The organism is Oceanisphaera litoralis (assembly GCF_016907015.1).
GTDB classification, from domain to species: Bacteria; Pseudomonadota; Gammaproteobacteria; order Enterobacterales; family Aeromonadaceae; genus Oceanimonas; species Oceanimonas litoralis.
On record NZ_JAFBBE010000026.1, the window covers coordinates 25,638 to 43,693 of the forward strand.

At 60.9% G+C, this 18,056-nt stretch carries 15 protein-coding genes and 1 riboswitch; of the genes, 6 read left to right on the forward strand and 9 right to left on the reverse strand.

The genetic code is table 11. From position 1 onward, the window contains the following. Positions 1-2: 2 nt before the first annotated feature. The 7 genes from HNR62_RS14325 to thiC all read right to left on the reverse strand — a co-directional run bounded on the left by HNR62_RS14325 (position 3) and on the right by thiC (position 6,956). Entirely contained in the window at positions 3-404 is a 402-nt protein-coding gene (locus HNR62_RS14325; protein ID WP_204796761.1) for a TM2 domain-containing protein, read from the reverse strand. Positions 405-636: 232 nt separating this feature from the next. Then, positions 637-1,758 (reverse strand): 2-iminoacetate synthase ThiH, encoded by a 1,122-nt coding sequence (thiH, locus tag HNR62_RS14330; protein ID WP_204796762.1) that lies wholly within the window; start codon positions 1,756-1,758, stop codon positions 637-639. After that, a complete protein-coding gene (locus HNR62_RS14335; protein WP_204796763.1) occupies positions 1,755-2,525 on the reverse strand; it encodes a thiazole synthase in 771 nt (256 codons plus the stop codon). Before HNR62_RS14335 ends, thiH begins: the two co-directional genes overlap by 4 nt. A 1-nt stretch (position 2,526) precedes the next feature. Then, positions 2,527-2,727 carry a sulfur carrier protein ThiS gene (gene thiS / locus HNR62_RS14340; protein WP_204796764.1) on the reverse strand — a complete coding sequence of 67 codons (201 nt, stop codon included), beginning with the start codon at positions 2,725-2,727 and terminating at the stop codon, positions 2,527-2,529. Beyond that, positions 2,718-3,485, reverse strand: coding sequence for a HesA/MoeB/ThiF family protein (locus HNR62_RS14345; protein WP_204796765.1), 768 nt, complete (start codon positions 3,483-3,485; stop codon positions 2,718-2,720). The genes thiS and HNR62_RS14345 overlap by 10 nt, the downstream gene beginning before the upstream one ends. A gap of 1 nt (position 3,486) precedes the next feature. Then, positions 3,487-4,995 (reverse strand): thiamine phosphate synthase, encoded by a 1,509-nt coding sequence (gene thiE, locus HNR62_RS14350; protein WP_204796766.1) that lies wholly within the window; start codon positions 4,993-4,995, stop codon positions 3,487-3,489. Next, on the reverse strand, positions 4,992-6,956 hold the full coding sequence (gene thiC / locus HNR62_RS14355) for a phosphomethylpyrimidine synthase ThiC (RefSeq protein ID WP_204796767.1): 1,965 nt from the start codon (positions 6,954-6,956) through the stop codon (positions 4,992-4,994). The genes thiE and thiC overlap by 4 nt, the downstream gene beginning before the upstream one ends. Positions 6,957-7,034: 78 nt before the next feature. Beyond that, positions 7,035-7,138: riboswitch (TPP riboswitch) on the reverse strand. Positions 7,139-7,420: 282 nt separating this feature from the next. Between thiC and HNR62_RS14360 the strand changes: the two genes are divergently transcribed. The 5 genes from HNR62_RS14360 to cysA all read left to right on the forward strand — a co-directional run bounded on the left by HNR62_RS14360 (position 7,421) and on the right by cysA (position 13,356). Then, entirely contained in the window at positions 7,421-9,385 is a 1,965-nt protein-coding gene (locus tag HNR62_RS14360; RefSeq protein ID WP_204796768.1) for an exoribonuclease II, read from the forward strand. A gap of 186 nt (positions 9,386-9,571) precedes the next feature. Beyond that, the gene (gene cysP / locus HNR62_RS14365; protein WP_204796769.1) at positions 9,572-10,576 is read left to right on the forward strand and encodes a thiosulfate ABC transporter substrate-binding protein CysP; all 1,005 of its coding nucleotides are present in this window, start codon (positions 9,572-9,574) and stop codon (positions 10,574-10,576) included. A gap of 3 nt (positions 10,577-10,579) precedes the next feature. Continuing rightward, a complete protein-coding gene (gene cysT / locus HNR62_RS14370) occupies positions 10,580-11,419 on the forward strand; it encodes a sulfate/thiosulfate ABC transporter permease CysT (RefSeq protein WP_204796770.1) in 840 nt (279 codons plus the stop codon). Beyond that, entirely contained in the window at positions 11,419-12,258 is an 840-nt protein-coding gene (gene cysW / locus HNR62_RS14375) for a sulfate/thiosulfate ABC transporter permease CysW (RefSeq protein ID WP_204796771.1), read from the forward strand. Before cysT ends, cysW begins: the two co-directional genes overlap by 1 nt. Positions 12,259-12,264: 6 nt before the next feature. Next, positions 12,265-13,356: a sulfate/thiosulfate ABC transporter ATP-binding protein CysA gene (gene cysA, locus HNR62_RS14380; RefSeq protein WP_204796772.1), complete on the forward strand. Its 1,092-nt coding sequence runs from the start codon at positions 12,265-12,267 to the stop codon at positions 13,354-13,356. A 67-nt stretch (positions 13,357-13,423) separates the two neighbouring features. Here cysA and cysM read toward each other — a convergent pair whose 3' ends face one another. Further along, positions 13,424-14,323, reverse strand: coding sequence for a cysteine synthase CysM (gene cysM / locus HNR62_RS14385; protein WP_204796777.1), 900 nt, complete (start codon positions 14,321-14,323; stop codon positions 13,424-13,426). 63 nt (positions 14,324-14,386) lie between these two features. After that, positions 14,387-15,004, reverse strand: coding sequence for a LysE family translocator (locus tag HNR62_RS14390; RefSeq protein ID WP_204796773.1), 618 nt, complete (start codon positions 15,002-15,004; stop codon positions 14,387-14,389). Positions 15,005-15,131: 127 nt separating this feature from the next. On the opposite strand from HNR62_RS14390, the gene HNR62_RS14395 reads away from it, so the two are divergent. Then, positions 15,132-17,792 carry a bifunctional acetate--CoA ligase family protein/GNAT family N-acetyltransferase gene (locus tag HNR62_RS14395; protein WP_204796774.1) on the forward strand — a complete coding sequence of 887 codons (2,661 nt, stop codon included), beginning with the start codon at positions 15,132-15,134 and terminating at the stop codon, positions 17,790-17,792. Positions 17,793-18,056: the final 264 nt, after the last annotated feature.

An 18,056-nucleotide genomic window follows, 5' to 3' on the forward strand; every position in this document is an offset into this window, starting at 1 on the left:
TATCAGCCGAAGCGGCGTGAGCGGCGGTTAACTTCGTCGATTTGCGTGTTGAGGGTGCAGAAGTCGTAGAGAAAACCTATCAGGAACAGGCCGCCGGTGAAGAACCAGATGATGGCGGTGATCCACTTGCCCATGTACAGGCGATGAATGCCGAAGATGCCGAGAAAGGTCATCAGAATCCAGGTCAGGCTGTAATCCTTGGGGCCGCTGGCGTAACGCTCGTCGGCGTCCCGATCCATGGAGGGAATGAGGAACAGGTCCACTATCCAGCCGATGAAAAACAGGCCCAGGGTGAAGAAGTAGAGAACGCCGCTGACGGGGCGACCGTAGTAAAAGCGGTGGGCGCCCATGAACCCGAAGATCCACAGAATATAGCCGATCACCTTGCTGTGTGTGTTGTTCATGCTGCCTCGGGTGTGTGTTAAAAACGACCATTCTAGTCGTTGCAGTGTGCAACTGCCATGCCTGTGGGCAGAACGGTGACCCGGGCCGTCGTGACCCTGCGGGAGCTTTACCACACGAAGCGGTAGGTTGGGATGAGTTTTACGAATCCCAATACTTCAGCCGTCGGCTCCGTTGTTGGGATTCGCTGCGCTCATCGCCAACCTACGGCAAGATTTGCGCTGCCGGACAGCTTCACCGGCTGGCGGAATAGCTGTTGTCCCAGTCTTTCCAGACCGGTTGCAGGCCGGTGGCGGTGATGGCCCTGGCCACCTCGGCGGGGCTGCGGTCGTCGTCGATCTCGAACTGCTCCAGTTCTTCCTTGTCGTCGGCCACATAGCCGCCGGGCTGGGTCTTGGAGCCGGCGCTGATGCTGGTGACACCGAGCGGTATCACCTTGTCGCGAAATTCCCGGGCTTCGCGGGTCGACAGGCTCAGTTCCAGTTCGCCATCAAACATCCGATAGGCACAGATCAATTGCACCAGCTGGCGATCCGTCATCACCGACTTGGGCACCAGACCGCCTTCGCAGGGGCGCAACCGCGGGAAGGACACCGAATAACGGGTCTGCCAGTACTGTTTCTGCAGATAGCGCAGATGCGCCGCCACATAGAAGCTGTCGGCCCGCCAGTCTTCCAGCCCGAACAGGGCGCCCAGGCCAATCTTGTCGATGCCGGCCTTGCCCAGCCGATCCGGGGTTTCCAGCCGCCAGCGAAAGTCCTTCTTCTTGCCGCGAATATGATGCTGGTCGTAGGTCAGGTGTTGATAGGTTTCCTGATACACCATGACGCTGTCGAGCCCGTATTCGCGCAACTCGGCGTATTCTTCTTCCGACAGCGGCTGCACTTCCATCATCACATAGCTGAAGTGACGCTTGATGATGGGCAGCATCTGCTTGAAGTAGTCCAGCCCTACCTTGCCTTCGTGCTCGCCGGTCACCAGCAGCACGTTATCGAAGCCCATCGCCTTGATGGCCAGACATTCCTGCTCGATTTCCTCGGCACTCAGGGTCTTGCGCTTGATGCGATTGCTCATGGAAAAGCCGCAATAGGTGCAGTCGTTGGCACAGAGGTTGGACAGATACAGGGGAATGTAAAAGCCGACCGTGTTGCCGAAGCGCTGGCGGGTCAGCTGATAGGACTGCTGGGCCATCTGCTCCAGGTAGGGCTCGGCGGCGGGCGAGATCAGCGCCATGAAGTCTTGCAGATCCCGTTTCGGCCTGGACAGGGCGCGCTCCACGTCTCGCGCCTGCTTGCCGTAGATGCTCATCTTGATGTCATCCCAGTCCATGGACGACCAGACGTCGAAGAAGCTCATAGGGTCTCCAGGAAGGCGGTCAGCGGGCTGGATGCCTGGGCCTGCCGGCTCTGGCCGGCCAGCCCGGCTTCATAGGCCATGCGGCCGGATATCACCGCCAGTTTGAAGGCCTCGGCCATGGCCACAGGATCACCGGCCACCGCGATGGCGGTGTTCACCAGTACCGCATCGGCACCCAGCTCCATGGCGTAGGCGGCGTGGCTGGGGGCACCGATGCCCGCATCCACCACCACCGGCACAGTGGCCTGCTCTATGATGATCTCGAGAAAGTCGTGAGTCACCAGGCCCTTGTTGGAGCCGATGGGCGCACCCAGCGGCATCACGGCGGCACAGCCCGCTTCTTCCAGCCGCTTGCACAGCACGGGATCTGCGCCGCAGTAGGGCAACACGATAAAACCGTCTTTTACCAGCAGCTCGGCGGCCTTGAGAGTCTCGATGGGATCGGGCAGCAGATACTTGGGATCCGGGTGAATTTCCAGCTTCAGCCAGTGGGTGCCCAGGGCCTCGCGCGCCAGCCGGGCGGCGAACAGCGCCTCTTCGGCGTTTCTGGCACCCGAAGTATTGGGCAGCAGGTTGACGCCCAGTTCCAGCAGCGGCGGCAGTATGTCGTCGCTGTGGTTTTTCAGATCCAGCCGCTTCAGCGCCATGGTCACCAGATCGGTGCCGCTGGCGACGAAGGCGTCCTTCATCTGGCGGCCGCTGGCAAACTTGCCGGTGCCGGTAAACAGGCGGGAACTAAAGGTTTTATCGGCGATGATCAGGCTCATGTCAGCCTCCGGCTATGGCGTGGAACAGGGTAATGTTGTCGTTGGGGGTCAGCTGTTGCTCGCCCCACTGGCTGCGGGCCACCACCTGTTGATTAAGGGCCACCGCAACACCGGGCTTGTCTTGCTCAAGCGTCACCAGCAGCTGGCCAAGGGTAGTGCCCTCGGCCAGATCCAGGGCTTCGTCGTTCAGTACTACTCGCATTGTTGTTCTTCCCCTTTGGTTCCACATACCGGACAGGCCGGATCTTTCGGCACCTTGAGGCCGTGCCAGCGATGCGCCTTGGCATCGAACAGCTTGAGCTCGCCCCAGGGCACACTGCCGGTATCGGTAAAAAACTTGATGGCTTCCAGCGCCTGCAGCAGGCCTATGGTGCCGACCACGGGGCCTATTACCCCGGAGTTGCTGCAGTTGAGGCGCTCGCCGATGTCCGGACCATAAAGACAACGATAGCAGCCATGGTCGCGAGCCGGATCCAATGCCAGCAACTGGCCTTCAAACCGAATGGCGGCGCCCACCAGCAACGGCGTGCCCCCGGCATAGCAGGCGGCGTTGATGTTCTGACGGATCGTAATGTTGTCGGTGCAGTCCAGCACCAGATCCACCTCGGCGACAAAGTCGCCCAGACTCCGCTCGTCCAGTTTCTGGTTGATGGCGATGACTTCAATCTCGGGGTTCAGCGCCAATAACTTCTCACGCGCCGTTTCCGCCTTGCTGTGTTGCAGGCTGTCCATGTCATACAGGGTCTGGCGCTGCAGGTTGCTGACCTCGATATGATCGAAGTCGGCCAGCCACAGGGTGCCCACCCCGGCCGCCGCCAGATACTGCACGGCGGGCGAGCCCAGGCCGCCCAGCCCCACCACCAGCACGGAGGCCTGTTTCAGCTTCAACTGGCCTTCTTCGCCCACTTCTTCCAGCAACAGGTGCCGGCTATAGCGCATGAATTCGCCGTCGCTGAGCATCTTATCCCTCCACCAGGTGCAGCAGATCGCGGATGGCCGCATCCGGATCGGCCGCTTCGGTAATGGCAGTCACCAGGGCGATGCTGCCCACCCCGGTTTCGGCCACCAGCGGTACCCGCTCGCGGCTGATGCCACCAATGGCCACCAAGGGGAACTCGCCTTGCATCAGCGCCACATAGCGGTGCAGCCGCTCCAGCCCCTGCGGCCGAGACGGCATCTCCTTGGTTTTGGTGGGGAAGATATGGCCCAGCGCCAGGTAGGAGGGCTTGAGCTCGCGGGCGCGCAGCATCTCGTAATAACCGTGGGTAGACAGGCCCAGCTTGAGGCCGGCGGCACGAATGGCCTCCAGATCCGCCACCTCGATGTCTTCCTGGCCCAGGTGCACGCCATAGGCGCCGTGCCGGATGGCCAGCCGCCAGTAGTCGTTGATGAACAGGCGGGCCTTGTAACGTTGACCCAGCTCGACCGCCGCCTTGATGTCTTCTTCCACCTCGGCGTCGGCCTTGTCCTTGATGCGCAGTTGCAGGGTGCGTACCCCCTGCTCCAGCAGACGCTCCAGCCAGGCCACCGAGGTCACCACCGGATACAGCCCCAGCCTGAAGGTATCCATGGCGGCGAACTCACCCTTGATGCTGCTACCGGTGATGCCCAGCTGTGCGGCCAACGCCGACCCCGGCATCACCACGGCAGGAAAGTCATCCAGATTGGTCGGCCAGCCCAGATGGGCCACCGGCCCGGCACCGGCACCGACGGCCCCGGCGCCTTTCAGGCCCTGATTGACGTAGGCCTTGGCCAGCACCAGGGCATCTTCAATCGGATAGTCCTGCGCCACCGCGGTGGCGATGGCGGACGACAGGGTGCAGCCGGTGCCGTGGCCATGAGGGGTTTGCACCCTGGGGCTGGCCAGCCAGATTTCACGCTGGCCGTCGGTGTAGAAGTCGATGGCCTGCTCGCCGGTCCAGTCCAGGTGACCGCCCTTCACCAGCACGGCGCGCACACCCATTTCCAGCAGGGCGGCGGCGCCGGTCCGCAGCCGGGCGGGTGAGTCGGGCGCTATGCCCGTCAGGGCTTCCAGCTCCAGCGCGTTAGGGGTGATCAAATCGACCTCGGGCAGCAAATGCTGCTTCAGCGCCGGTAACAGGCTGGCTTCGGCCATGGCCCGGCCGGTGCTGGCAATGGCCACCGGGTCCAGCACCACGAAGGGCTGCCACTGGCGACGGTATTCACGCAGGTAACGCGCCAGCACCTCGGCCCGCAGGCCGCCGGGCAGCAGGCCAATCTTGATGGCGTTGGCCTGCATGTCGGTGGCCAGTGATACCAGCTGGCTGGCAAAGGCCTGCATCGATACCGGCTCTACCATGGATACCGCCACCGAGTTCTGGGCGGTAATGGCGGAAATAACCGAGCAGCCGTGGCCGCCCAGTCCCTGAATGGTGTGCAAATCGGCCTGAATACCGGCGCCGCCGCCCGAATCGGAGCCGGCGATGGTCCAGACGATGGGTCTTGTCATGTAGATTTTTTCTCCAGCTTGTCGGCCTGGTGATAGAGCTCACCGCCGCGTTTCTTGAATTCCTGTGACATCTGCGCCATGCCGGCGACCACGGTTTCGCTGTTGCCGTCCATGTCGACCAGTTGCACTGCTATGGCTTCCTGGGCGGCGGCATAGTCGCGCACTTCTTGGGTGATCTTCATCGAGCAGAATTTGGGTCCGCACATGGAGCAGAAGTGCGCCACCTTGCCGGACTCCTGGGGCAGGGTCTCGTCGTGGTAGGCCCGAGCGGTCTGCGGATCCAGCGCCAGGTTGAACTGATCTTCCCAGCGGAACTCGAAGCGCGCCTTGGACATGGCGTTATCGCGAATTTGCGCGCCCGGATGGCCCTTGGCCAGGTCGGCGGCATGGGCGGCAATCTTGTAGGTGATCAGGCCCTGCTTGACGTCTTCCTTGTTGGGCAGCCCCAGGTGCTCTTTCGGGGTCACATAGCACAGCATGGCGCAACCGAACCAGCCGATCATGGCGGCGCCGATGCCGGAGGTGAAGTGGTCGTAGCCGGGGGCGATATCGGTGGTCAGCGGGCCCAGGGTATAAAAGGGCGCCTCGTGGCAATGCTCGAGCTGCTCTTCCATGTTGCGCTTGATCATGTGCATCGGCACGTGGCCGGGGCCTTCGATCATCACCTGCACGTCGTATTCCCAGGCCACCCTGGTCAGCTCGCCCAGGGTGTGCAGCTCGGCAAACTGGGCCTCGTCGTTGGCGTCGGCGATGGAGCCGGGGCGCATACCGTCACCCAGGGACAGGGACACATCGTAGGCAGCACAGATTTCGCAGATTTCACGGAAGTGCTCGTAGAGGAAGCTTTCCTTGTGATGCGACAGGCACCATTTGGCCATGATGGAGCCCCCACGCGACACGATGCCAGTGACCCGCTTGGCGGTCATGGGCACATAGCGCAGCAGCACGCCGGCATGAATGGTGAAATAGTCCACGCCCTGCTCGGCCTGTTCGATCAGGGTGTCGCGGAACACTTCCCAGCTCAGATCTTCGGCCACGCCGTTGACCTTTTCCAGCGCCTGATAGATGGGCACTGTGCCGATGGGCACCGGGCTGTTGCGCAGTATCCACTCGCGGGTTTCGTGAATATAACGACCGGTGGACAGATCCATCACGTTGTCGGCACCCCAGCGGGTGGCCCATACCAGCTTCTCCACTTCTTCCTCTATGCTGGAGGTCACCGCCGAGTTGCCGATGTTGGCGTTAATCTTCACCAGGAAGTTGCGGCCGATGATCATCGGCTCGGATTCGGCATGGTTGATGTTGGCGGGGATAATGGCACGGCCTTCGGCCACTTCCTTGCGCACGAACTCGGGGGTGATGCGCTCCGGCAGGTTGGCACCGAAGTTCTGGCCCGGATGCTGCTGCAGCAGCATCTCGTCCCGCACCCGCTCGCGGCCCATGTTTTCACGGATGGCGATATATTCCATCTCGGGGGTGATGATGCCTTTACGGGCATAGTGCAGCTGGGTGACACAGGCGCCCGCCCTGGCCTTGCGCGGCTTGGGCAGGTGCTCGAAACGCAGGTGATCCAGGCCGTCGTCAGCCATGCGCTGCTGGGTAAACTCGGAAGTAACGCCGTCCAGCTCCTCGGTATCGTTCCGCTCCAGAATCCATTGGCGACGCAGCTGGGGCAGGCCCCGGCGTACATCCAGTTCGGCCTGGGGGTCACCGTAGAGGCCTGCGGTGTCGTAGACGGGAACCGGGGCATTGGGCTCGAGAATGGGGTTGTCTTCGGTGCCGCCCTTGAAGCTGTCGGCCAGGTGAATTTCGCGCATGCCGACCTGGATGTCCGGGCGCGAGCCTTCGATATAGAGTCGGCGTGAATTGGGGAAATGTTCGCCCTTGAGGTTATCGATAAATGCCTGGGCCTGGCTGCGCACTTCACGACGGTTTATTTTTGACGTGGTATTTTTTGACATAGCAATCTCACTTTGAATCCATTGTGGGTGAAATGCTTGTCAGGAGTCTTAAGAAAGAATCCGGCAGAAGAGGTGTGCGCCAAATTCTCACTTGATTCCCTTACGCAGGTATTAGCCTGATCAGGTTCAACGGATCCCGCTTTCGCGGTCTCAGCTCATATAGAGCACTCCGACAAGATAGCGGCCAGTATAAACAGACCCCCCTCACGAAAGCAAAGCCATTACTCGACATCTGCTCGCTAAAAAATGAACCGCGGTGAAGCATTTCGGCCTGGGGTTAACCGAGTGCGAATACCGGCACTTCGCGGCAAGACGCAACCCTGAGACCGGGCCGTAGACGAGTGGGCCCGGCCCGATATGTCCAGACTCACGCCGCTCCAAGGCCACGGTCAGCACCAAGGTTTCCTTGGCATCGGGGGGGTAAATCCGTATAGTCAGGCGCATATTTCGACAGGTCTTTACTTATGTTTCAAAACAACCCCCTGCTGGCCCAGCTCAAGCAACAGATCCGCGAAACCCTTCCCATTAAAGAAGGCATCGTGAAAGGCACCTCCAAAGGTTTTGGTTTTCTTGAAGTAAGCGAAAAAGAAAGCTTCTTTATTCCGCCGCCACAAATGAAAAAAGTGATGCATGGCGATCACATTACCGCCGTGGTGCGTACCGAAAACGAGCGCGATCTGGTTGAGCCAGAGACCCTGATCGAAGCCGGTGTAACCCGCTTTGTCGCCCGGGTGAAGTGGTTTCGTGATCGGCTCAATATAGTGCCCGATCATCCGTTGATGAAAGATGCCATCAAGGCGCGTGCCATCAAGGGGTTGGACGAAAAAAGCCTGAAAGAAGGCGACTGGGTGCTGGGCGAACTGACCCGCCACGCCCTGAAGGACAACGGCTTCTTCGCCAACGTAGTGGAAGTGATTGCCGGCGTTGAAGACCCCATCGCCCCCTGGTGGGTGGTGCTGGCCCGCAACAAGCTGGCCAATCAGGCACCGGAAGACAGGGCCGAATGGCAGACGCTGGAAGAAACCCTGCCGCGCCAGGATCTTACCGAGGTGCCCTTCTTCACCATAGATGGCGAATCCACCCTGGATATGGATGATGCCCTGAGCGTGAAGAAGCTGGATAACGCCTGGGAACTGACCGTGGCCATCGCCGATCCCACCGCTTATGTGGCCCACGACAGCGAAATGGACCGCGTCGCCGCCGAGCGCGCCTTTACCGTTTATCTGCCCGGCCGCAACATTCCCATGCTGCCCCGTACCCTGGCCGACGAACTCTGTTCGCTGCAGGAAGGGGTAGAACGTCCGGCCCTGTGTGCCCGCCTGCTGATCGATTTTGACGGCAAGGTATCCGACAAGGCCGAATTCTTCGCCGCCCGCATTCGCTCCCAGGCCAAGCTTAGCTACGACAAGGTCTCCGACTGGGTCGAGCAAATCGGCGACTGGCAGCCCGCCAGCGAGGTCATTGCCGAGCAGCTGCGTGAACTGACCGCCCTGACCCATGCCCGCAGCGCCTGGCGCAGCGAGCACGCCATCGTGTTCAAGGACAGACCCGATTACCGCTTTGCGCTCGACGAAGACAGCAACGTCACCGCCATTCTGGTCGATCACCGTCGCATCGCCAACCAGATGGTGGAAGAGGCGATGATCGCCGCCAACCTGTCTTGCGGCAACTGGCTGACCGAACATGCCGGCACCGGTATTTTCAACGTACACGCCGGTTTTGACAGCGAAAAGATGGAAGGCCTGGTCGAGCTGCTGCAGACTCACGAAGCCCCCTTCGAGCCGGATACCCTGTCGAGCCTGGAGGGTTTCTGTGCCCTGCGCCGCTGGCTGGACGCCCGCGACACCACCTATCTGGACAGTCGCACCCGTCGCTACCAGTCGTTTGCCGCCATGAGCGCCACCCCGGGCGAGCACTTTGGCCTGGGCCTGACCGCCTACGCCACCTGGACCTCGCCGATTCGCAAATACGGCGACATCGTCAACCATCGCCTGATCAAGGCCATTCTCGCCGAGCAGGAACATGGCGTGCATGCGCCCAGCGATGAACTGGCAGTGCACCTGTCCGAGCAGCGCCGCATGCACCGCCGGGCCGAGCGCGACATCGCCGACTGGCTGTACGTGCGTTATCTGCAGCCGGCCGTGGCCGAAGCCAGGGTATTCGATGCCGAAGTGATCGATATCGGTCGCGGTGGCGTCAAGCTGCGCCTGCAGGAAAACGGCGCCGTGGTGTTCATGCCTTCCTCCCTTATCCTGGCCAACCGGGATCGACTGGAATGCAGCTGGGACGACGGCCGGGTTTACCTGGACAAGGCCCCGCTGTACGAACTGGGCCAGGCGGTACAGGTGATCATCACCGAAGCGATTGAAGACACCCGTTCGCTGATCGCCAAGCCGGCACAGCCGATTTCACCGGCTGCCCCGCAATAAGCGGCTCGGTGAAGTAAAAAACGAAATAAAAGGGCCTGCACATGCAGGCCCTTTTTATCGGCCCGCCGCGATAGATCCACTCTTGCTTTCATATTACTTAAACGACTATCAAATTTAGTTTAAATACTCCAATTGCATATTAGACTCATGGCCAGAATCGATCCATTTCCTGTCCTGGAGTTCCTCATGCGCACATCTCTTCTGGCTACCCTGCTGTTAACTGCGGGCTTAAGCACCGCACTCCCCCTTCAGGCCAAGGAACTGCTCAACAGCAGCTACGACATCGCCCGTGAACTGTTTGCCGAGATCAACCCGGTCTTTATCGAACACTGGGAAAAGGAAACCGGTGAAACCCTGGAAATCAAACAGTCTCACGCCGGTTCTTCCCGCCAGGCTCAGGCCATTCTTCAGGGCCTGCGTGCCGATGTGGTGACCTACAACCAGGTGACCGATGTGGATCTGCTGCACCAGAAGGGCAAGCTGATCCCCGCCGACTGGAAGGCCCGCCTGCCCAACGACAGCTCGCCTTATTTCTCTACCATGGCGTTTCTGGTGCGTGAAGGTAACCCCAAGAATATTCAAGGCTGGAACGATCTGACCCGGGACGATGTGCAGCTGGTATTCCCCAACCCCAAGACCTCCGGTAACGGCCGCTACACCTATCTGGCTGCCTGGGGCGCCGCCCATAAAGAGTTCAACGGCGACGAAGACAAGATCCGTGAGCACATGGGCAAGCTGATCAGGCAGGTAGCTGTGTTCGACACCGGCGGCCGCGGCGCCACCACCACCTTTGTTGAGCGGGGCATCGGCGATGTGCTGATCACCTTCGAGTCGGAAGTAAACAACATCAGCGCCCTGAACCCGGAGGCCGGCTATCAGGTGGTGGTGCCGCCGGTAGACGTGCTGGCCGAATTCCCAGTGACCTGGATTGACCGCAATGTGGAGCGCAACGGTACTGCCGAGCAGGCCAGGGCCTATCTGGAATTTCTCTATACCCCGGAAGCCCAGCGCATTCTGGCCAGCTACTACTACCGGGTGCATAACGACACGGTTGCCGCCGAAGTGGCAGATAAATTCCCCGAAACCGAACTGTTCAAGGTGGAAGACATCTTCGGCAGCTGGGAAGAGGCCATGGCCGCCCACTTCGCCAATGATGGCAGCCTGGATCAGCTGCAGGCACAAGGACGCTAAGTCATGGCGGCGCTGTTAGGGACCAAACGGGTATTGCCGGGCTTTACCCTGAGCCTGGGCACCAGCCTGCTGTTTGTCAGCCTGATCATACTGCTACCGCTCACCGGCCTGGTGATCAACACCAGTCAGATGGGCTGGGCGCAGTACTGGCAGGTGGTCAGCGACCCGCGCGTGGTGGCCACCTACAAGGTCACCGTCAGCGCTGCCGCCGCCGCCAGCCTGTTCAATATGGTCTTTGGCCTGCTGATGGCCTGGATTCTCACCCGCTATCGCTTTCCCGGCCGGGCCCTGCTCGACGGCCTGATGGATCTGCCCTTCGCCCTGCCCACTGCGGTGGCCGGCCTGACCCTGGCCTCGCTGTTCGCCACCAACGGCTGGTACGGTGAATGGCTGGCAGATCTGGGCATCAAGGTGTCTTACACCTGGATGGGCATAGTGGTGGCCATGGTGTTTACCAGCGTGCCCTTCGTGGTGCGCACCGTACAACCGGTGCTGGAAGACCTGGGCCCGGAATATGAAGAAGCGGCCGCCACCCTGGGCGCCAGCCCCTGGCAGGCCTTCAGCCGGGTGGTGTTACCCGAGCTGAAACCGGCGCTGATCACCGGCACTTCGCTGGCGTTCACCCGCAGCCTGGGTGAATTTGGCGCCGTTATCTTCATCGCCGGCAACATGCCCTGGCAGACCGAAATTACCTCGCTGATGATCTTCATCAAGCTGCAGGAGTTCGACTATGCCGCCGCCAGCGCCATCGCCAGCGTGGTACTGCTCGCCTCCTTCGTGCTCTTGTTCCTGATCAACGGCATTCAAAGCCGCTTCATGCGCCGCGTACGAGGAAACAGCTGATGGAACAGACGCTTGCACTGAAGGCATCCCGCCCCTGGGGTCGCTGGTTGCTGATTGGCACCGGCGTGGTGCTGACCCTGCTGTTGCTGGTGGTGCCGTTACTGGCCATTATCGCCGGCGCCTTCGCCGCCGGTGTGGGCGGCGTGCTGGACAACCTGAACGAGCCGGACATGCTGCATGCCATCGGCCTGACCCTGCTGGTGGCGGCGCTGACCGTGCCCATCAACCTGGTGTTCGGCACCCTGCTGGCCTGGCTGGTCACCCGCTTTCAGTTTCGCGGTCGCCAGCTGCTGCTGACCCTGATGGATGTGCCCTTTGCGGTCTCGCCGGTGGTGGCCGGTTTGCTCTATCTGCTGATGTACGGGGTCAATGGCCCGGTCGGCGGCTGGCTCGACGGTTATGACATGCAGCTGATGTTTTCCTGGCCGGGCATCGTCATGGTCACGGTATTCGTCACCTGCCCCTTCATGGTGCGTGAGCTGGTGCCGCTGATGAGCAGCCAGGGCACCGATTCGGAAGAGGCAGCCGTGCTGCTGGGTGCCAGCGGCTGGCAACTGTTTCGCAAAATCACCCTGCCCAATATTCGCTGGGCGCTGCTGTACGGCGTCATCCTCACCAACGCCCGGGCTGTGGGTGAATTCGGCGCGGTTTCCGTGGTGTCCGGCGGTATTCGTGGCGAAACCAACACCCTGTCGCTGCACGTCGAACTGCTGCATCAGGACTATAACGCAGTCGGTGCCTTTACCGCCGCCGCCCTGCTCACCCTGATGGCCGTTATTACCTTATTGTTCAAATCCTATCTCGAGTGGCGTCTGCATAGCGCCGAAGCACAGGAGTAAGACCGCATGAGTATTCAGATTGAGGGTATTCAAAAGTCCTTCGGCAAAACCCGGGTGCTGCAAGACATCAACCTCGACCTGCCCAGCGGCCAGCTGGTGGGGCTGCTGGGCCCTTCCGGCTCGGGCAAGACCACGCTGCTGCGCATTATCGCCGGTCTGGAGCACGCCAACGGCGGCCGCATCCACTTCAACGATACCGATGTGACCGAACTGCACGCACGGGATCGCAAGGTCGGCTTCGTGTTCCAGCACTATGCCCTGTTCCGCCACATGACGGTGTTCGACAACATCGCCTTCGGCCTGACCATCAAGCCGAAGCGGGAGCGTCCGTCCGCCGCCGACATCAAGCAACGGGTCGGTAGCCTGCTGGAGATGATTCAGCTTTCGCATCTGGCCGACCGTTTTCCGGCCCAGCTGTCCGGTGGCCAGCGTCAGCGCGTCGCTCTGGCCCGGGCGCTGGCGGTAGAGCCGCGCGTGCTGCTGCTGGACGAACCCTTCGGCGCCCTCGATGCCCAGGTGCGCAAGGAGCTGCGCCGCTGGCTGCGCCGGCTGCACGACGAGCTGCACTTCACCAGCATCTTCGTCACCCACGATCAGGAAGAGGCGCTGGATGTGTCGGATCAGGTGGTGGTAATGAGTCAGGGCAAGGTCGAACAGACAGGCAGTCCGGACGACATCTGGCAGCAGCCGGCCAGCCGCTTCGTGCTGGAGTTTCTCGGTGAGGTCAACCGGATAGAGGGCGACATCAGCGGTAGCCGCTTCAAGGTGGGTCCTTACCCGCTGCAACTGCCGGTGGCTAGCCATAAGCAGGGCAAGGCCAGCTGGTATCTGCGCCCGCACGAAATCAGTTTGAGCGCTCAGGCCGATGCCCAACACCCGCTGCCGGTACGGGTCACCGATCTCAATCCGCGCAGCGCTCTGGTTCGGCTGGAGCTGGAGCCCCAGGACTGGCCCGGCCCCCTGCTGGAAGCCGAACTGCCCCGCCTCCAGCTGGAGCAGGCCCGCCGTGGACAGACGCTTTACCTCGGCAGCCAGGGCGGCCGCCTCTACGTCGGGGATCAACAGATCACCGACGCAGGCCTGGCGTTAACAGCCTGAAATGACGTGAGAGGTGAGGAGTGAGGAGTAGAAAGTGAGGGGATATATTCTCCTCACGCCTCACTCTTTACTCCTCACGATCGTTGAACACCCCGGACGACAGGTAGCGATCGCCCCGGTCGCAGATGATGGCGACGATAATGCCGTTGTCGAGCTGCTCGGCCAGCCTGAGTGCACCGGCCACGGCGCCGCCGGAGCTGACACCGCAGAAAATGCCTTCTTCTTTCGCCAGCTTCAGCATGGTGGCTACCGCTTCCTCTTCGCTGATATCCAGCACCTGATCCACCCGGCTCTTTTCGAAAATGCCCGGCAGATAGGCCTCGGGCCAGCGGCGAATACCCGGAATATGGCTGTCTTCGCAGGGCTGCAGGCCGACGATTTGCACCGCTTCATTCTGCTGCTTGAGGTACTGGGATACCCCCATTATGGTGCCGGTAGTGCCCATGCTGGACACGAAATGGGTGACCCGGCCTTGGGTCTGCTGCCAGATCTCGGGCCCGGTGGTCAGAAAATGTGCCTCGGGATTGTCCGGGTTGTTGAACTGATCGAGGATGACGCCCTGGCCTTCGGCGGCCATTCTGTCGGCCAGATCCCGGGCACCTTCCATCCCTTCTTCCTTGCCCACCAAAATCAGCTCGGCGCCATAGGCCAGCATGGAGGCCTTGCGCTCTTCGGTGGCGTTATCGGGCATGATCAGCACCATGCGATAGCCCTTGATCGCCGCCGCCATCGCCAGGGCGATGCCGGTATTACCGCTGGTGGCTTCGATCAGGGTGTCGCCGGGCTTGATGTCCCCCCGGGCCTCGGCCTGACGGATCATGTTCAGCGCCGGTCTGTCTTTTACCGATCCGGCCGGGTTGTTCCCCTCCAGCTTCACCAGCACCTGGCTGTTGGTGTGGCTGGCCAGGCGCTGCAGCCGCACCAGGGGGGTGTTGCCAACAAAGTCCTCTATGGTCGGAAATTCCATCATTAATCCTGAAAGTCGTGCATTAGGCTCATTTTACCCGATACCACCAATGGTCTCGATAGCTTATTGCTGCACCAGCGCCAAACGGGCGCCCAGTGCCATCATGAGCCCACCCGAGAGGCGATTAAGATAAACCGACACTCGCTCCCGGCCCTGCAGGCCCCGCTTCAGCCGCTGGCCGAGCAGACCGTAGCCGCCGTTGCAGAGGGTAGCGGTCAGGGTGAACACCAGCCCCAGCTGCAGCAACTGCAGCGGCACCGAGCCCCGCTCCTGGCTGATAAACTGGGGCAGAAAGGCGAGAAAGAATAGCGCTACCTTGGGGTTGAGCAAGCCCACCATGAGGCCACGATAGAAAATACGGCCAACACTGCCGCTGTTTTGCGCCCGGGGCAGCGGCATGGCGGCGGCGCTGCGCAGGCTGCTCCAGCCCAGATACAGCAGATAGGCGGCGCCCAGGTATTTGATCACCATGAAGGCGGTGGCCGACTGCATCACCAGCGCCGACAGCCCCACCACCGCCAGCAGGGTATGCCCAAGATAAGCGACACCCAGCCCCAGCGCGGCCCAGAGCCCGGCAAAACGGCGCTCGCCCAGAGCTTGCGACAGCACAAAGAAGATATCCGGCCCCGGTGTTAGATTCAGGGCCAGACAGGCGGGAATAAACAGCAACCAGAGTTCCATCACATACCTCAGTCGGAGTTGGCGGTGGTCAACACAAAAAAGCGCGCAGGCTGATAATATGCTACAAGCAGTCGAATCCTGCCATACCCTCGTATTCCTGCCATACCCTCGTATTAAAGGAGAACCTATGCCGCTGAAAGGACTTGATGCTCTGTTCCGGCCCGCCAGCATCGCCGTGATTGGCGCCTCTCATCGGGATGATGGCGCCGGCAATCGGGTGATGAAAAACCTGCTGGCCGGTAACTTCAGCGGCCCTGTCATGCCCGTTAATCCCAAATACGAAGCCGTGGCCGGGGTCATGGCCTATTCCGATATCCAGAGCCTGCCACGGGTGCCCGATCTGGCCATTATCTGCACACCAGCCGACAAGAATCCGGGCATTATCGACCAACTCGGCCGAAAAGGCTGTAAAGCTGCCATTATTCTCGCCGCCGGTACCTCTCCTGCCCAACTGGAGCAGATGAAAACCGGCGCACGCGAGCATAAAATGCGTCTGCTCGGCCCCAACAGCATGGGGGTGATACTGCCGCACCTGGGATTAAACGTGAGTTTTGCGCCTTTTCCGGCAAAACCGGGTCGAATTGCCTTTGTTTCCCAGTCGGCGGCGGTGTGCTCCACCATTCTGGACTGGGCCCGCCACAACGACATCGGTTTCTCGCATTTCATTTCGCTGGGTGATGCCTGCGATATCGACTTCGCCCAGCTGCTCGACTACCTGGCACGGGATCGGCACACCAGTGCCATTCTGCTGTATATGGATGCGGTGCAGGATGCCCGCGCCTTTATGTCGGCGGCACGAACGGCCTCCCGCAACAAGGCGGTGCTGGTGGTCAAAAGCGGCAAGACCCGCATCGGTGCCCAGCTGGGTCATCTGCACACCGGCGGCAACGTCGGCATGGATGCGGCCTACGACGCCGCCATTCGCCGGGCCGGTATGCTGAGGGTAAGAGACACCCACGATTTGTTTGCGGCGGTAGAAACCCTCAACCATGCCCAGAGCCTGCGCGGCGAGCGGCTGGTCATTCTCACCAACGGCGGCGGCCCCGCCATCATGGCCATCGACACCCTGCTGGCCCGGGGCGGCAAGCTGGCCAGCCTGAGCGAGAACACCAGGGCGGCGCTGCACAAGGTGCTGCCGCCGGCCTGGTCCCGGACCAACCCCATCGATATCATCGGCGATGCGCCGGTAGCGCGCTACATCGACAGCCTGAAGGTGCTGCTCGACAGCGATGACTGCGATGTCATCCTGATCATGCATGCGCCCTCCGCCGCCGTAAACAGTACCCTGGTGGCCAGGGAAATCATCCAGCTCATCAAGGAGCACCCTCGCGCCCGGCGTTTCAACATCCTTACCAACTGGTCGGGGGAAACCAGTGTTTTCGAGGCGCGTCGCTGCTTTACCGACGCCGGTATTCCCACCTATCGCACCCCGGAAAGTGCCGCCGGCGCCTTCATGCATCTGGTGGAGTACCGTCGCAACCAGAAACAACTGATGGAAACCCCCGAGTCCATCTCCGATATGCCCAGCGACAGCGAGACGGTGAAGTTGCTGATCAGAGAGGCCTTTGATCAGGGCCTGACACAACTGGATACCCATGAAGTCAGCCGCCTGATGGCGGCCTACGGTATTCAGACCCTGCCCACCTGGATTGCATCGGACAGCACCGAAGCGGCCCATATTGCCGAGCAAATCGGCTATCCGGTGGCGATCAAGCTGCGATCTCCGGATATAGTACATAAATCCGAGGTGTCCGGTGTGGTGCTCAACCTGCGCTCGGCCGCAGAGGCGGCCCAGGCTGCCGATGCCATTCTGGACCGGGTACGACAGGTTTATCCCGGTGCCCGCATTCACGGCCTCATGGTACAGCGCATGGCCCGCCGGGCCGGCTCTCAGGAGCTGCACATAGGCGTACGATCGGATCCGGTGTTTGGCCCGGTGATCCTGCTCGGCGATGGCGGCATCGACTGGGAAGGAGAAGAGCAGGCCGCCGTTGCCCTGCTGCCGCTGAACATGACATTGGCCCGCTATCTGGTGATCCATGCGCTTAAAAGCGGCAAGGTCAGGGCCAATCGCTCGCAACAATCGCTGGATATGGAAGCCCTCTGCCGGGTACTGACCAAGGTGTCTCACCTGATCATCAATCATCCCGAGATCACCCGGCTCGATATTCACCCGCTGCTGGCCACCGGCAAGGAGCTGATCGCCCTGGATGTAAGCATGAAACTCGAGCCCTTCGAAGGCGATGGCCAGGCGCGACTGGCCATCCGCCCTTACCCCAAGGAGTGGGAAGAAAGAGCACAGCTCAAGGATGGCAGCAGTATCTTGCTCCGCCCGATATTGCCGGAAGATGAGCCGACCCATAAAGACTTTGTCGGTCATGTCTCCGATGAAGACCGCTATAAACGCTTCTTCGCCGATGTGGTGATCGGGCATAAAGAGCTGGCTCACATGACGCAGATCGATTACGACCGGGAAATGGCCTTCGTGGCGGTGGCAGAGAACGGCAATATTCTGGGGGTAGTGCGGGCCATATCGGATCCGGATAACGAGGATGCCGAGTTCGCCGTGCTGGTGCGATCCGATCTCAAGGGCGTCGGCCTGGGCCGGCTGCTAATGGAGAAGATCATCCGTTATGCCCGCATTCGGGGCCTGAATAGCCTAAGCGGCATGACCATGCCCTCGAACCGGGGCATGATAAACCTGGCGCGCAAGCTGGGGTTCAAGGTCAAGGTAAAGCTGGAAGATGGTATCGTCGAGCTCAAGCTGGCGCTGGATCGAGAGGTGTGAGTTTGTAGTCCCGGCTTCAGCCGGGAAAACCGGCATGGTTACAACGTCCCTGCCCCGATAAATCGGGGCCTACAGAATGCCGTTTCCGAGGAGCGGTAGGTTGGCGATGAGCGCAGCGAATCCCAGCAAAAATGGAAACGCAGAAAAGCAAAAAGCCCGACTCTTTCGAATCGGGCTTTTTAATTGGGTGCCTGGCAGTGACCTACTTTCACATGGCAGCTGCCACACTATCATCGGCGCGGCTGCGTTTCACTTCTGAGTTCG

Excerpts from the sequence above, each read along its gene's own strand:
- HNR62_RS14325 (WP_204796761.1), bottom strand. The coding sequence starts at position 404 with ATGAACAACACACACAGCAAGGTGATCGGCTATATTCTGTGGATCTTC.
- thiH (WP_204796762.1), bottom strand. The coding sequence starts at position 1,758 with ATGAGCTTCTTCGACGTCTGGTCGTCCATGGACTGGGATGACATCAAG.
- HNR62_RS14335 (WP_204796763.1), bottom strand. The coding sequence starts at position 2,525 with ATGAGCCTGATCATCGCCGATAAAACCTTTAGTTCCCGCCTGTTTACC.
- thiS (WP_204796764.1), bottom strand. The coding sequence starts at position 2,727 with ATGCGAGTAGTACTGAACGACGAAGCCCTGGATCTGGCCGAGGGCACT.
- HNR62_RS14345 (WP_204796765.1), bottom strand. The coding sequence starts at position 3,485 with ATGCTCAGCGACGGCGAATTCATGCGCTATAGCCGGCACCTGTTGCTG.
- thiE (WP_204796766.1), bottom strand. The coding sequence starts at position 4,995 with ATGACAAGACCCATCGTCTGGACCATCGCCGGCTCCGATTCGGGCGGC.
- thiC (WP_204796767.1), bottom strand. The coding sequence starts at position 6,956 with ATGTCAAAAAATACCACGTCAAAAATAAACCGTCGTGAAGTGCGCAGC.
- HNR62_RS14360 (WP_204796768.1), top strand. The coding sequence starts at position 7,421 with ATGTTTCAAAACAACCCCCTGCTGGCCCAGCTCAAGCAACAGATCCGC.
- cysP (WP_204796769.1), top strand. The coding sequence starts at position 9,572 with ATGCGCACATCTCTTCTGGCTACCCTGCTGTTAACTGCGGGCTTAAGC.
- cysT (WP_204796770.1), top strand. The coding sequence starts at position 10,580 with ATGGCGGCGCTGTTAGGGACCAAACGGGTATTGCCGGGCTTTACCCTG.
- cysW (WP_204796771.1), top strand. The coding sequence starts at position 11,419 with ATGGAACAGACGCTTGCACTGAAGGCATCCCGCCCCTGGGGTCGCTGG.
- cysA (WP_204796772.1), top strand. The coding sequence starts at position 12,265 with ATGAGTATTCAGATTGAGGGTATTCAAAAGTCCTTCGGCAAAACCCGG.
- cysM (WP_204796777.1), bottom strand. The coding sequence starts at position 14,323 with ATGGAATTTCCGACCATAGAGGACTTTGTTGGCAACACCCCCCTGGTG.
- HNR62_RS14390 (WP_204796773.1), bottom strand. The coding sequence starts at position 15,004 with ATGGAACTCTGGTTGCTGTTTATTCCCGCCTGTCTGGCCCTGAATCTA.
- HNR62_RS14395 (WP_204796774.1), top strand. The coding sequence starts at position 15,132 with ATGCCGCTGAAAGGACTTGATGCTCTGTTCCGGCCCGCCAGCATCGCC.